The 335-nt window shown below is 76.4% G+C and carries 1 pseudogene; it reads left to right on the plus strand.

The window, feature by feature from the left end:
- Positions 1 to 335, plus strand: a pseudogene (locus tag MKL01_RS13575) (chemotaxis protein); the annotation flags it as partial.

Genomic DNA, 335 nt, shown 5'->3' on the forward strand with positions numbered 1-335 from the left:
GGCGACCGACGAGATCGGCGGCCAGATCGCGGCGATCCAGGCGGCCACGGGCCGGGCCTCGGAGGCGATGGGGCAGATCGCCCGCACGATCGCCAGCGTGAGCGAGATCAGCGGCGCGATCGCCTCGACGGTGGTGGAGCAGACCGCGGCCACGGGCGAGATCTCGCGCAATGCCGGCGAGGCGGCGCGGGGCACGCAGGACGTCTCGGCCACGGTGGCCCGGGTGCGGGCGGCGGCGGGGGAGACCGGCAGCGCCGCCGCCCAGCTGCTCGACGCCGCCGCCGCGCTCGCCACGCAGTCGCTCACCGTCAAGCAGGACATCGACGGCTTCCTGC

The sequence above is a fragment of the Methylobacterium sp. J-070 genome (assembly GCF_022829385.1).
Taxonomy (GTDB): domain Bacteria; phylum Pseudomonadota; class Alphaproteobacteria; order Rhizobiales; family Beijerinckiaceae; genus Methylobacterium.